The sequence below is a fragment of the uncultured Clostridium sp. genome (assembly GCF_947072515.1).
Classification (GTDB): domain Bacteria; phylum Bacillota; class Clostridia; order Clostridiales; family Clostridiaceae; genus Clostridium.
Genome location: NZ_CAMTIG010000065.1, coordinates 1 through 15837, shown reverse-complemented (window position 1 = coordinate 15837; position 15837 = coordinate 1). Strand labels below are relative to the sequence as shown.

The 15837-nt window shown below is 26.2% G+C and carries 10 protein-coding genes and 1 riboswitch; of the genes, 3 read left to right on the top strand and 7 right to left on the bottom strand.

From position 1 onward, the window contains the following. Window positions 1–214: 214 nt before the first annotated feature. From Q0W06_RS16605 to Q0W06_RS16595, 3 genes are all read right to left on the bottom strand, one after another. The gene (locus Q0W06_RS16605) at window positions 215–1399 is read right to left on the bottom strand and encodes an MFS transporter (RefSeq protein ID WP_297638287.1); all 1185 of its coding nucleotides are present in this window, start codon (window positions 1397–1399) and stop codon (window positions 215–217) included. 124 nt (window positions 1400–1523) lie between these two features. Then, window positions 1524–2843 (bottom strand): MFS transporter, encoded by a 1320-nt coding sequence (locus Q0W06_RS16600; protein ID WP_297638284.1) that lies wholly within the window; start codon window positions 2841–2843, stop codon window positions 1524–1526. Between the two features lie 289 nt (window positions 2844–3132). Beyond that, window positions 3133–3945 (bottom strand): hypothetical protein, encoded by an 813-nt coding sequence (locus Q0W06_RS16595; RefSeq protein WP_297638281.1) that lies wholly within the window; start codon window positions 3943–3945, stop codon window positions 3133–3135. Window positions 3946–4149: 204 nt separating this feature from the next. On the opposite strand from Q0W06_RS16595, the gene Q0W06_RS16590 reads away from it, so the two are divergent. After that, window positions 4150–4881 carry a ferric reductase-like transmembrane domain-containing protein gene (locus Q0W06_RS16590; protein ID WP_297638278.1) on the top strand — a complete coding sequence of 244 codons (732 nt, stop codon included), beginning with the start codon at window positions 4150–4152 and terminating at the stop codon, window positions 4879–4881. Between the two features lie 84 nt (window positions 4882–4965). Here Q0W06_RS16590 and Q0W06_RS16585 read toward each other — a convergent pair whose 3' ends face one another. Further along, window positions 4966–6378: an MDR family MFS transporter gene (locus Q0W06_RS16585; RefSeq protein WP_297638275.1), complete on the bottom strand. Its 1413-nt coding sequence runs from the start codon at window positions 6376–6378 to the stop codon at window positions 4966–4968. Window positions 6379–6761: 383 nt separating this feature from the next. Between Q0W06_RS16585 and Q0W06_RS16580 the strand changes: the two genes are divergently transcribed. Beyond that, on the top strand, window positions 6762–7655 hold the full coding sequence (locus tag Q0W06_RS16580) for a TetR/AcrR family transcriptional regulator (RefSeq protein WP_297638272.1): 894 nt from the start codon (window positions 6762–6764) through the stop codon (window positions 7653–7655). Window positions 7656–7784: 129 nt separating this feature from the next. Next, a riboswitch (purine riboswitch) is annotated at window positions 7785–7885 on the bottom strand. Between the two features lie 59 nt (window positions 7886–7944). Here Q0W06_RS16580 and Q0W06_RS16575 read toward each other — a convergent pair. The 3 genes from Q0W06_RS16575 to Q0W06_RS16565 all read right to left on the bottom strand — a co-directional run bounded on the left by Q0W06_RS16575 (window position 7945) and on the right by Q0W06_RS16565 (window position 14284). Further along, on the bottom strand, window positions 7945–9030 hold the full coding sequence (locus Q0W06_RS16575; protein WP_297638269.1) for a deaminase domain-containing protein: 1086 nt from the start codon (window positions 9028–9030) through the stop codon (window positions 7945–7947). Window positions 9031–9115: 85 nt separating this feature from the next. After that, window positions 9116–9484 (bottom strand): ACT domain-containing protein, encoded by a 369-nt coding sequence (locus tag Q0W06_RS16570; RefSeq protein WP_297638266.1) that lies wholly within the window; start codon window positions 9482–9484, stop codon window positions 9116–9118. 435 nt (window positions 9485–9919) lie between these two features. Continuing rightward, the gene (locus tag Q0W06_RS16565; protein WP_297638263.1) at window positions 9920–14284 is read right to left on the bottom strand and encodes a hypothetical protein; all 4365 of its coding nucleotides are present in this window, start codon (window positions 14282–14284) and stop codon (window positions 9920–9922) included. Between the two features lie 623 nt (window positions 14285–14907). Between Q0W06_RS16565 and Q0W06_RS16560 the strand changes: the two genes are divergently transcribed. Continuing rightward, window positions 14908–15837 (top strand): hypothetical protein (locus Q0W06_RS16560; RefSeq protein ID WP_297638260.1); only part of this gene is annotated, 930 nt, incomplete at its 3' end.

The following is a 15837-nucleotide window of genomic DNA, read 5'->3' as shown; positions in this document are numbered from 1 at the left end:
AGTGTTTATGTTAATCAACTCCTTTGAGTATATATAAACACATTTAAACACATTTAAACACATTTGTCTATATATTTATTAACTATTGGTTTCCTCCTTTGTATTATAATTAAATTTATCCATTAAATCATCACATAAATTTTCATTTAATTCTTCCTATTATACTTCTTTTATTAAGTTTGTTCCCTTATTAAATATTTGTTTAAATTAATTTTTATATTCTAGCTCTTTTTATAAACATCATGTAAAATATACTAACTCCCGTGGACACTACTAATATACTTAAAAACAAAAGATTTTTATCTAAACCATAAATGTAAGCTGAAATAAGTGGTCCTAAGGCAAACCCTAAGGATTCTGCTGCTCCTACAATTCCTACAATAAAGCCTCCAACACCTTCTTCAGCTCCAAACTCTGATATAGCACTTTGAAATACTGCATTTAATAAAATTGCGCCAATAAAAAGCATTATAATTATTCCTGTAAATATAGGAATGTTTCTAGTTAGTAAAAGACCTAACAAGGAAAAATTTATTATGAAAAATGATATAACAAGTTGCTTTTTACTACTTATTTTATCACAAATAACTCCTGCAATAGGGGCACCTAAAGCAAATACAATAAGATATAAAGATATAAGTGCAGATGTATATCCTTTTGATGCATGAAGTACATCTCCTCCATAAAAATGTATCATTGATATAACACATCCATAAATATAATCACCTAAAAATCCTAATGCTGCTACTATTAAAATTTTCACCCAAAGCTTTCTCTTTGTAATTATTCTAAATATTTCTTCTATACTTTTCTCTTCTTTTTTAGTCTTAATTTTTTTAACACTATTCCCTCTAACATTAAATACTAAATATATTAAAGATATAAAAAGTCCTATAGCCGATAGCAAAAATACTATATTATAATCATTTATTTTTGAGATAAAGAATCCTGCAATAGCTGCTCCAATTCCTCCACCTAACATAAATACTGAAAAGGCTAGTCCTGCATCTTTCCCTCTTTTTTCTGGATTTATAGTTCTAGAAAGAATCGAAAAAGTAGCTGGTGCTGCCATTCCAAATATTCCACCTTGAATAACATATAAACTTCCTGCTAAAAAATCATTTCTTATAAAAATATATCCAAGTGGAACTATACTTAAAATTACAATTGCTATCTTTAATGATTTAGAGTCCCCAACAATATCCGATATTATACCAAATGGAACTTGAGTAAACATCTCACATAATCCATAAAATGAAATTATACTTCCAATTAGCATTGTTGACATTCCTATGGAATCAAAAAATAATGGAATAACTGGCGTCATTAAACTATAGCTTATTCCAAAAATTAATCTATATATACAGAAATTATTAAAATTTTGTCTTCTATATACCATCCTCATCTCCTTGAACAAATTATTCTCCTTTAAATTTATTCAAGTAATCATAAATTTATGAATAGTAAAAGGACTGTATAAAAACAGTCCCTCCTTAATAATCTCTAAATTCACTTATATTTTATTATCCTAAACTCTTATTATATCTTTTCATAAATACTACATATAAAAGAATTCCACTAAACATAAATACTCCTCCAAAGAAGTAGAACATTAACTGATATCCAAATAAAGTAGTAAATAAAGTTTTAGCTCCAATGAAGCCTACCACTATAGATATAAATGCATTTATTCCTGTTATAACAGCTACAAAAATAGGTCTATTTTCCTTTTTTACTATTAATAACTGTATTGAATCTTGAACTGGATGTACTGCATGAGTAAATCCATATCTCAAGAATATAGAAACTCCCATTACTACTCCTGTTAATGGTAAGAATAAATTCCCAAGTCCCATAACAATCATTACTGGCCCTGATAAAAATATTAAAATACTAAAGAACTTTATATTTCCCATCTTTCTCATAGCCCATGGTGTTATAAGTAAAAATACAAGCATTCCTAAATTTTGCATTGCAAGGATAGTTGATGTAGCACCTCTACTTATATGAAGCATTCTATTAAAGTAAATAGTTAAATTTGGTGTAATAAAGTTTGATTCAATTCCCATAAGCACAGCATAAATGATCCATGCTATTGTATACTTATTGAATAATTCTTTTACATTTATTTTTCTTCTAATTTTTTCTATATCAAATACAGTTTCTTCTTCAATATAATCCTTTTTCTTTTCTTTCATAAACGATAATAATATTAAAGAAACTACCGTTAATATAAATGCTATTATTAGAACTACTTTGAATCCTCCTATATAATACCCTAATGCTTGTCCTTTTATTTTATCTACATGTGCAGTCATTTCATTTGCTTTACTATAACTTACTCCAAGCTTCCTAGCAAAATATAAAACTGCTATTTTTCCATCAAATAATTTTGTTATTATTCCAACTAAAACGTTTAAAATAATAGCTCTTGTAAAAACAAATATTCTATTTTCTCTATTAGTATATGCCATTATAATTAATGCCATCATAATATCGAAAGCTTTATCCCCCAAATTCAAAATAATTGCTGAAATGGATATAACAAAATAATTTTTATTGAATATAGCCATTAAAAATGATATTGCCATCAAAGCAGTTATAATCATAAAAATATTTCTGTGACCTACTTTTTTTACTAATAACAATGCAATAACTAAAAATATCATTGCAAATCCTATAAGCATTGTTAATTCATTTGATGCCTTATTGTTAGATAGCTTTAAATAACTTCTAAATCCATCTCCGACAATCCCTTTAACTCCCCCCATTACAGCATAAACTATAGTAAATAGAATTATATTTACCTTAAACCTTTTTTCTTCTGTTTGTAGTATATTCATTTTCATTGCTCCTTAATTTAAACTCTATTGCGATACTATCACAATTGAAAATTACTTTCAATTGTTTTTATATATCATTAGATAATAATTATCTTTTTATTCATTATTAGTTCTTATTATATTTTTTATAGCCATATTTATGGGCAAATTTTCTACTTTTCATAACACAAAAAGGATTCTTCAATATACTCTTTTCTTACACTAAATAATTTCTTGTAAAATTACTCTAGTATAAAAATAAGAGTTTTTTGAAAAATCCTTTTAATACTCTCTAAATCTACCTATATTTCTAAGTAAATTTAATTATTTTTTCTTCTGGATACTCATACATTAAATATGATGTATTTAAAATTCCATTATCTTTTAAGTGTTCTTGAAGTATCTTCTCATTACTATTTAGATTCTCTATATCTGAAAATCCACCTCCTCCCTCTATAACCTTTTTAGCTAAACCTTTTATCTTTTTCCCTGATACAGGCATTCTGCAAAACTCTTCTATAGATGGTGCATATTCACTTCCATCTAAGCATTGTTCATACTTAATAACTTTATAAGTACCATTTTCTTTCTTTTCGTAAGTTATAGCTACAGGTATTATTCCTCCACAAGTACTATACACCCTATTTTCTCCAAGTACATATTCTAAATCATTTACTACAGCTATAACTTTAATAAGATTTTCTTCTTCATACATTCCATAAATTATAGGTTCTATGATATTAATTCCACCTTCATATTGAGGTCTATTTTTCTTTTTTTCAGTTTCAAATACAAGCTTAGTAGCTAAATCATCACCTTTATAATAATATTCTGGTACCTTTGTATAATTTTTTAACTCCTTACCCTTTACTTCAAAATAATCTTTTATATTAAGATCTTCCTCTTTTTTCTCTACTCCTGTAACTATATCCTTATCTACTATATGTCCTTCTATCTTTTCTTTTCTAGATTCTAGGTTTTCTTCTTTATATCTATTACTTAATAACATAACCCCTGAGCTCACTAATAAAACTATCCCTAATATACTTACGTAAAATTTAGGCTTTTTATAATTTAAAAGATTCTTTATTCTATCCTTTTCTGCTAATTTATGTTTTCCCACTCTCATTCCCCCTTAGGTATATTTCCCATAGATTTATCTTATAAATTAAGTTTATTGTAAATAACTCAAAATGTAAATATTTAACTTTTATTTTTCTATTATTAATTTATAATTGAATTTCAAAAAAACTATTGACTTATAATATACTTTTTTGTATTCTTATTGAGAATAGTTATCAAATTCATTTATATAGGGGGACAAAAAATGAAAATTTTATACGATTTGATAATACCAATATCAGCAATAACAGTTTTTAGTATTTTACTAGCTAAAAATATAAAAAAGCATGCTAAACTTTATTATTTAGGTGCTCTTTCAATAGCTTCAGCTAGTACAATATATGAATTCTTAAAATTATTTAAGGGGATACAACTTACAGGTACTTTTGCAATTTTAGAACGAATGTCTTTAAAAGGATTCTTATCTTTAGCATTCTTTTTATTAGTAATGTTTTGTGGTGCTTTAAACTTAAAGTGGAATATTACAAAAAGACTAATTTCTATAAGAGGAGAACTTTCTATTTTAGGATGTATTTTAATGCTTCCTCATTTAGTTATTTACTCTACTCGTTTTATAATGAGATTCTTTGCAAAATCTCCAATGACTTATAATACTTATATTTATACTGCCTTTGGATTTATTGCATTTTTAATAATGATTCCATTATTTATTACATCTTTTAAATCTATAAGAAAGAAAATGAGTTATCCTAAATGGAAATCTATACAACGTTACTCATACCTATTTTTCTTATTAATTTATTTGCATATTGCTGTAATCTTAATAAATGCTAAGGAATTTAATTTAACCAAGTTTTTAATATATACAGCTATTTTCTTATCTTATTCTGTATTAAAGTTAAATAAGGTTAATTCAATACAAAAAGCTAATCAAAAACAAACTTTTTCTAATAAGACAGCACCTAATCTTTCTTAGATTTAAGTGCATAAAAATGAATCTATACGAAAAAAAGGTATTGCTCTTGCAATACCTTTTTAATATTTATCTTAAGTTTTATAATTATGCTTGTTGTGGAGTTTTATCTTTTTTCTTAACAACTATTATAGCTATTATAAGACTTATTACTCCAAATATACCAGCCCAGAAGAATGAAGTATTCATTCCGTGAATGCTTGCCTTTATAGGGTTAGCTATTCCTGAATTCTCAGCTGATTTTGACATTATAGTTACTAGAATTGATGTACCTACTGCTCCAGCAACCTGTCTCATAGTATTATTTACGGCATTACCATGAGCATAGTATTTTCTGTCTAAAGTATTTAAACCTGCTGTTGTAAGTGGCATCATAAACATTGCAGCTCCAAGTAATCTTACTGCATACATGGTTGTTATATAAACAACTGATGTAGTTGGAGTTAAGAATGAGAATGCAAATGTTCCTGCTGTAAATAAGAATAATCCAGCAATTGAAAGTCCTCTTGCTCCAATTTTATCAAATAATTTTCCTGTAATAGGGTTCATAACTCCCATTACGATAGCTCCTGGCATTAATGCAAGCCCTGCATCAAATGGTGAGTAAGCTCTTCCGTTTTGTAAATACATTGGAATTATAAGTTCTGATGCTATAAATCCAGCGTAAACTATCATTACTATTACTGTTGAGAAAGTAAATACACTACTTTTAAATACTCTAAGTTCTAGCATTGGTTCTTTCATTGTTAATTGTCTCCATACAAATATTGCAAGAGCTACAACTCCAATGACAAGTGGTAAGTATACATTTTGATTGCTCCATGCATAGTTTCCTGCATTACTGAATCCAAGTAATATTCCACCAAATCCTAATATACAAGTTATTACTGATAAGATATCAACTGAAACCTTCTTATTATCAGTAACATTTTTAATTAAGAATATTGCTAAAATTAAATCAATTATTGCAAATGGTAATGTTACATAAAATAGATCTCTCCAAGGATATCTAGTTACTATCCATCCTGAAAGTGTTGGTCCTATAGCAGGTGCAAAGGCTATAACTAATCCTACAACACCCATTGCAGTCCCTCTTTTTTCTATAGGGAAAATTATAAGAAATACTGTTTGCATAAGTGGCATTAAAACACCAGCTCCTGCTGCTTGAAGAAGTCTTGCTGTAATTAAAGTATCAAAACTTCCTGCTCTTGCACCTATAATTGTTCCTATAGTAAAAATACCCATTGCTATTATGAATAAAGTTTTTGTTTTAAACTTATCAATTAAAAATGCTGTAAATGGAATCATTATTCCAAGTACTAACATGTATCCTGTACTAAGCCATTGAGCTGTAGATACACTTATATGTAATTCTTTCATTATGTCTGGTATAGCAACGTTCATAAATGTACTGTTTAAGAAAGCTACGAAAGCTCCAAGTAACATTACGGCTGCTATTAAGAGACTATTATATTCTTTTTTTGCTATATTATTCTCCATAATAATATCACCTCGTCCTCTTCTGTTTTATATGTATTTTTAAAAAACTTATCCGTTTTTTTAAAAACTCATTAGTACTATACCTAAATTATAGACTGATAATAAATTTAAGTCAATTAGCCTACATAATAATTCTTAATCTATTCACACTTAACACTTTCTTACTTAAAATACCCTTTTTTTATCATTTTAATTCTTTTTGTCTGTTTGACTTATATTTTGTTAAACTCTATAATTAAATCATAAAAATGAATTAAAAAGTTTTTTTATAATGCTTCGAAAACCAAACTAAACTTTAGAGTTTTCAATTCTATCTATTTTAGATATGATAGTTTTCTTTTTCTAGGTTTTAAAATTATTAATTTGATAAAGAAGGTATATTTATGGAAACAACACATGATAAAAAAACTGATATAATACGCGCTGCTATTTATCTGTTTTCAAAAAAAGGTTTTTCTTCAACTTCTGTACAAGATATTGCCTCTTATTGTAATATTTCTAAAGCAACTATATATAAGTTATTCTCTTCAAAAGAAGAAATTTTAGTCAGCTTAATTGAACATATTAATAAACAAATGTTTATTAATATAGAAGGTGTTGATCTACAACTAGGTAATGACAAGCTTTCTACCCTTGAAAAAAAGTTTACTGCTTTTTTTGAAAATCTTTATAAAAGAAAAAATTTCAATATTATGATTTATGAAAATCAAAGTTTAATGAGAGATCCTAAATTTGAATCTATCTTTTTAAGAAATCGTACCTTTACTTTAAATTGGTATAAGACTATTCTTCTAGATGCCTTTGGTAAAAAGATTAAACCAATCCTTTGGGATCTAGTTATTATAACTGCAGGTATAATTAAAGAGTTCAACTATGTTTTCATTATTAAGGAAACTATTTCTCATGATTTTAAAGACCTTGCAGCATTTATGGTAAAAACTTTATCTTCTATAATAGATTCTCATTGTAAAGATAAACCATTAGTTCCACCAGATTTATTTGAATTCTTTGAAAATAAGATTTCAATAGATAAAGAACTTTTACTTGATGAGTGGGAAAATAAAATTTTAGAAATTCACGGTATCTTAAATGAAGGAAGAAATATTTGCAATAAAGATGATATATTTGCAGCAACAATCGAAATTACTTCTGAAATAAAAAAAGAGCATCCTAGAAAATTCTTAATAGATTCTCTTTTATTATATCTTGGTCGTTTCGAAGTTATTGAAACTGAAGTTTTATTCCTAAGAAATTTATATCAACGTGCCGATATATAAAATTAAAAAACTCCTATTTGAATTTATTTAGCTTATAAATTCAAATAGGAGTTTTCTATACTCTAATTTTCCATAAACAAAAAAGATATATACCCTACTAGAATAGAATATATACCTTAAAACTAAATTTAAAAGTTGTATCCTATTCGTAGTGAGCCCATTTACGGCGTTCTCGTAGAAACTTATGGTCCTTATTACCATTATATACGAATATCTATATCTTTTTTCATCCATATTTTATATAATTTTTAGGAACAATTCAAGACATTTGTCCTATTATTTCGTATTATTAACAATATTTTTTCCCGTAGTTAATTTTTATGTCTATATTAGGATACTTTTCCTTAAATTGAGCCATCACATAATAGCAACTAGGACATGGTTCAAGTTTAGTATATAAAATAACTTCTCCACTACTCTTAACTAGCCCCTTCTCAATCTGATCATCTATCTTCTCAAAAATCTTCTTTTCACTATCATTAAATCGATTATATCCAATACCTATTTCTCCAAGCTTATTCACTTTAAAACTTTTAAAGCTTTCTTCTTTTGGTGCCATACAATATTTCTTTAAATTTATTCCACCACTAATAGCTTTATAATCAACTCCATTAAAAGAAGCACTTGCAATATTTACAGCATCTTGGACAGTATTACTTTGATTTAAATAATACTTTTCATCCCTTATCTCTAGATATTTAGAAAGATTCTTAATAAGCCTCTTAACCCTCAAAATATCCTTCTTTAAATGCTCATAATACTCAAGACCACCCTTTTTAACCTTTATATAATTCTTATTTACCCCATCTAACTTTATATAAAAAGTCTTTATCATCTCTTCCTCATCATAATCTTCTATAAGGCTGTCATTTAAAATAAGCTTCTTCAAAAGTTCAATATCCTTAGAAAAAAGATTCCCCTCTTCTATCTCATCATAAATTTCCTCTATCTTTTCTATATAATCATCATGCTCTAATATTCCTATATTTCTCTTTATCCACTGGATCTTCTCTAAACATAAATCTTTATCTATACTTTCCTTTCTCTCCCTAAGACCTCTTTCTCTATCATACTCAACCCTAAAAATATAAAGTTCATTAACCCTGTCTAATTCTTTCTCTAACTCCTTAATCTTAGAATCAAAAGAAACTAAAAGCTCCATATAAAGAATAAAATCCTCTATACTCTTAGCTCTATAAACTACTCCTTCTTTATCTAAGCTTTCTATTTTCTCTATACATTCATTAGATAAATTAAATTCTTCTTTTAATTCATCTAAAAAACATTCCTCATTAAAGTTATATCCTAAAATAAATAAAACCTTTTTTAAATCTTCAATATTTCCTATATCAATTCTTTTTAAATCATTCTTCATAAAACTAATTTTACTTAACTCTCTACTCTTTTTCAATTATTCTATTAATAAATTTTCATTCATTATTTAAAGATTTCAGTACAATTTATCTTATTGTTACATATCCATTCTGATTCAAAATCTTTATTGCTTTTTCAAAGTTATCTTTCTTAACTAAAATATAATCAGTATTATATGTAGAAATTGCAAATATTCCTATTTGATTATCTGCTAATAATGTTGATAATTTAGATAAAATCCCTATAAGCGAAAAGTCCAATATACCCTGTATTCTAAACGCCTTCCATTCATTATCACATTCAATTGTATTATCTGGTACTAAATTTGTACTACACACCAACGATAATTCCTCATCTGTCTTTCCAATAAAACAAAATTCATCTGAATAATCTACCTTAGATAAATCTTTTACTTTACATACTGAAAACTCTTTATTTATTATTTTTATTTCCATCTTAATATTCCTCCTATAAAAAAAAGATGCCAAAGCACTTCTTCTTAGACCTAACGAAGTACTTCTGACATCTACATTAAATTCACCCGGTGGCGAATATTTTATTTCATTTTTAATTTATTATATTAGACTTCTATTGACTTGTCAATATCATCAAATGTTCATTTAGATTTCATGATAAATTTTAATTCTCTTTTAGCTTTTAATTTAGAATCATACAACACAACCTCATTGTAGTATCCAATATTATTTTTCCAATTGATAGTTGTTTCTAAAAACTTTTCCCCGCTAGTTTCAATTAGAAAACACTTTTTATTTTTATTGATATAGCATATTGTAAATCTGTTGTTGAATCAGCAATCCTATTAATGCTTCTTCCCCTTTTTATCTAATATTTTTAATTATAATTTCTAATTTTCCCCACTTTCATTGAAATTATCTGTCTATCATCTTAATTGTTAATATCCTTGCAGCTCCTATTCTCTTTTCAAACATTAAATCCCAAATACATAGACACTCCTTGGCTATATCTTTCATTTCATCACTTCTCTCTTCAGATGCTTCATCATATAGCCCTATTATAAGCTTAGATATCTCTTCATTTAGTCCATAAATATAATTTTCTGAGTCAGTATTATTCTCAATTATGTTATAACTCATAGCAAAAATAACATCTTTATATACAATAATAGATTGATTACTCTTTTCTAAATAACGTACAAAAGTGCTCACTATTCTTTTGCTACTTTTAAAAGCTACTAAATCCTTCAAAAATTCTTCATCTCTCTCAATATCTATTAACTTATCATAAAAAATTTTACTAATGGGAAACTCTAAATCCAAGTCTAGTTTTATATATTTTATAATCAATGTCTTAACTAATTCATTATATTCTTTCTTATTAAAATAAATTATAATCATTTCAAGTATATACTTAACTTGTTCTTGATTTAAGCTTTCCACACTTTCTATTATTTCTGTAAATTTATTTAGACGAATATACATTTCAGCTACAGTATATGCACCCATTCTCACCAAATCCTCATCTGTTGCATAGAAACATTTTAATATAATATTTTCTATTTCCTCTTGATTGTCATCATGGATTAAAAAAAACATTTGCTTCATATCTCTATATCCAGCAAGTCTATAGTCATTTTTTAATATATTTATTATTTTTTCTCTTGCCCATACTTTATTAAAGTTATATACAGAAAATAAAATATTTAATGTTGCTAATCTTACTGCAGAATTTTCATCTTGACATAACTGTATAATGCTCTCCTCAAAATACTCAAATAATGCTTTATTATCCCATAAAAGTTTTCCTATCGCTAGTGCTGCACTTCCTCTAGTACAATTTAGTGCATTGCTTTCTAACATATTAAATGACTTCATTTCTTTATCATCCTGAGATGTTATATTTGGTTTATTACCAGTAGGATCACTGTGATTTAAAGCAATATCCCTAAGTATTTCTAATATTTGAAACGACCATTTATTTTCCTTCTTTTTTCGCACTATATCACAAATATATCTTATCCTATTATCTTCATAATCATATCCATATAATAAAATCATACTTTCTAACATTTTATTACTAACTTCCTCTAAATTTTCACTATATGCTATTCCACTAAAAATCGCATCTACATATTTATCATTTATATTTAAATTATTATTTAACATCAACTTGATAAATCTTTTGGGTTCTTTACTTGTAGTACTTCTTAGCTCATCTGCAAATTTTTCCATTGAGCTTTCAATAAATCCACCTTTTATTTCTACCCATTTTGATCTTCTATCTTTAGATTTTAATTTAATATTAGTTAAAATTTGAATCCATTGCTTATTGCTTAATCTTTTACCTCCTATAGGCGAATAGACACTTCCACAATATCCTTTATTTTTATCATATCTATTATTTTCTACCAAACTAATATTACGTCGTTTAAGAACATCTAATAAATTTTTTCCCTTTAAAGATATTCTCTCCTTAGGTAATGCAGAAAGAAGTATTATTTGTAAATCCCCCCAAAAACTCCAATATACCTTTGTATTATTATTTTTATCCCTATTAAATTCAATACGTCTTTTATACAACTCCTTTGCTCTTGGATCTATATAATATATAATTTTTTCTTCAAGTTTTAAATATGATTCCTTATCACAACATCTTGAGTGTATTTCTATAACATCCTTCACCTTATCAAGTTTATTTTTTGTAGCACTACTTTTATCAAAAATAATATTATTAAAATTATCATACAAACATTTTATTACTAGAGTACTTAACTTTGTAGGAAATTTCTGCAAACCATCTAATATTATTTCATTGTATATATCATATCCTTCATTAAAATATTGCTTATATCTACAAATGAATTCTTCTGGATTTCTCTTTATTAAACCATTATTTGCCTTTTTTATTATTTTGATACAAGCTCTCTCCATTCCTTGATTGTGAGAACCATTCACGCTCCATTTAGAATAGCATCCCTCTTCACTCTGTGGAATATATACTAATAATGTATCTAATATCAAATCTATATTCTGAATCGATACTTTATTATCTAAAAAACTTTCATCATCTTGATATCTTCCATGTCCTTCCAACTCATTTTTTAATACTAGTTCAAATATTCTCAAAGCCCTAACTTCACATCTATTAAATAATTCTTTAAAATTAATATAATTATCGATAAAACTAGGATATTTCTCATAAAATGCTAGCCTTAACTCAAACATTTCATCTATATCATCATAAATTCTAAAAGAAAAACATCTGCTAAACTTTTCATTATCTTCCATTGATTTAAAAATATATTTTTTTATTAAGTCTATATCTTTACTCCTATATTTAGGACTCATACTCTGTAATAGCTTTATAGCCATATCCTTTTTATCTTTTAAACTCATCCATTTATCTAAGATTCCATCATCAATTAAAATTTGCACAAATAATGAATGTCCTAAAACTACTCCATCTATAATATGGTTTCCATACTCATCATCATCATAGTATTGTAAAATAAATTTTCTAATGGCATCACTTATATTAGTAGCTTGTCCAAGAACTTCAAAAAATACATATTTAACATAAAATCTAATCTCATTTGATTCCATCATTTGTATTCCAATCTGAATAAAGTCTTCTTCATCCTCCATTTGTATATCCTGTAATAACATTTGAATTTGATATCTTTTTTGAGGAGTTTGTTTATACTTATCACCTATTATACTTACAATATCTTCTCCTTCAAAATATTTCCCAAACATTTCCTGTGCCAAAAAGTAATCTGAAATACTCTGATGTGCAAATGAAATACTATTATTATTTTTTACTATAAAACCATTTGAACTCAAATATGTTAAACTTTTTTCTGTTACTTTTAATAATTTGATATTTATATATAATTTTCCTGAAACATCAATTTTACTTAATAGTGTAGATTTAGTATTCTCAACTTCGCCCTCGTCAATTGAATTTTCTATACAATTTTTCTTTATTTGTTCCCACCATTTTTGAATTAATTGATTAGCAGTTAAATAGTCATCATACATGTTCTCTTGATTTAAATGTTCCCATATATAAAGATTACTAGCAATCCTAAGTACTTTTTTCATTTTATTTGATAGTTTATCATATTTAACTCCAACAATCTTCCTAACAACTTCCTCTGATAACTCTCCAACTATAATTTCTTTCCACTCTATATATGCTTTTTCTTTATTCTGTTGATTATTATTAGTATTAAATAGAGCCTTAATATTAGAATCATTCTCATAATCATAAGTTCTACATACAAAAATAATTGATATCTTATTATCTCTATTTAAATTAATTTCTTCTACTCTTCTTATTACTTCAGTACATGTAATTAATGCTTGCCTTGAATGTGCATTTGTCCAACGTAATGCATCTAATTGATCTAATATAATAACTCCACTTCTATTTTCAGCAAGTAGATTCAAAGCATTAGGAATTGATGTTGTTAAGCCTAATTCTTCTCCCCACTTCTCTACATTTTGCTCTGGCAATCTATCATCTAATTTAATTGCAATATAAGGAATATCTTCTTTTTCACAATACATTATTATTCCTTGAGTACATCCACTTTTCCCTTGTCCTGCCTTTCCATGTATAATAAGTGATTTATCTAACTTAACAGCTTCAATACACTCATCTATCTCTGGTCTACTTATAAGACTTTCTTTTATTCCTTTAAAAGTATTCTTATATTGCTCATTTAATTCATTTACTCTAGGTATAATTTTTTTATCTATTCTATCTATAATACTTTCCTTTAATGAAAAAAAATGCTCTGCTATTTCTTTATTATCATGAACTACAAGTGGTGCATAAAAAAAACTATCTGTATTCCATAATAATTTAATTCCTAATTCTTTAGCCTTATTTTCTACTTCTTTTTTAGCTTTAGTATCATTCTCTTTAGGTTCATCCTTCTTGTGACATTGCCCCCATTCTTGATTTGTATAAAAAATCAACTTATTTATTCCTTCATAATTCTTCTTTGCAGATTCCAATGTTTCTATTAATTTAGTTTTATTGCTTGATAAAGTAGTCTCATAAAATTTTGCTTGCCATCCTATAATTTCATTTCCTACAGATATCGTGTTTGTTTCAATAGCCGCCTGATTTTTGTATCTAAATATTCCTTTTTCTTTCTTATATTCTTTGCAGAAAAGTAAATAACAAAACCACTCAAAGTTGTTCTGTGGATTTTCATTAAACTTTGCTTTAAAGATATCCCAATTCGGTTTAACAATTAAATCCATATTTCCACTCCTTAATTCCTAATTTACACATTTACTCTAATAATTTACTATAATAATTATAGCACAGGTCACTGACACTTTTTTATATTACTCCCTTAAATTTATTTCATTTAAATAATTAATATTTTTTCTAATCTAAGTCTTAAACACATAAAAATAGTCAGTAAAAGCTGTTCTTATAATTTTTTCTTTTACCTAGCTAATACTATCTCTATTATACTTACTAATTATTTTTGCTTGTTCTTTTTTAATTTTCATGCTCAAATCGCTTCTAATTTTAAGGATTCTATAGTTTGATACTGATTTAAAGGATTGCTATCTCCTATTTCTCTTTTATCACTATAAAGATTTTCACAAGAGTTTTTTACTTTTTAATATAACATCTATTAGCTCCTCATCAACAAATTTTATAAAATTATGAAAACTTTCTATAAATTTATCACTTAAACTTCCCATCCTCATAATTTTTATTACATTCTTCTTATATAAATTCAAACTTTTTCATCAAACTATATTTTCATTTTAATTTATTTAAAATTAATTATCCATATTTAAGAATTGTTTCCAATTTGTTTATGTAATAGATATAAAATCAATGCTAATATATTTTAGAGGTGATAATTATGATTAATGAAGATTATAAAAAATTAACTAGCTTCTTAGAAAAAAAAATTAAAGACTATGAAAAATTTTTTTCTTCATATCGACAAAAAAACAAGATAAAATTTAATAAATTTCCTAAAAAAATTAATTATATAGAACATAATATTGATAAGCTTTTAGAAAATAGCTCATCAATGTTAACTGTTCTTAATACTATTAATCTTGATGAAAAATTCACTATAAAATTATTAGCACACCAATCTATCGAACTAAGTTTAAAAGCTTTATATCTATTGACGGGCAATATTGAAAAATCAGATAAACAATGGAAGAAACATGAATTCATTATTGATTCGAATAAACTTAGTAAAAGTTCCAGTCATTTCTTCTCCTTAATAGCTTCAATCAAAAAGCATCCTAGTATACGTCTCTTAGAAAAAAATTTTTATTTAACTGAACGTTATGGCATTGAAGAAAATTTAGAACTATTTGGTCTTTCTAGATTCAATCCTTCTCCAATTAATGATAACTCTTTAGACTTTAAGGATATAATATATTGCACAAATCTTATTTACCTAATCGTAAAAAATTATAGACTTAATTTTTTACTTCCAACGAAAGAAAACAGCAAGGAATATACTGGTGACTTAAAATCTGGCGACTTTAAAATCTGTAAAAATTTTCTCTATTTTAAAGACTACTGCTTATGCAAGGACACTTTTGAAGGAAGTAATGATAACTTTTTTTGTTGCCTTTCTGAGATATCCGACTTTTCAAAAAATTTTATAAAAACCTTAAAAAAAAGTAATATCATCTCAAAGAAAAAAAACTGGGATTCTCCTGTTCAAATTATTTTAGAAACCACCACTCCAGTATTGATTAATCATATTATAATTCATCGAAAGTTCAATGAAAATAGACGTATTCAGCATGATATTAATTCTTTTAAT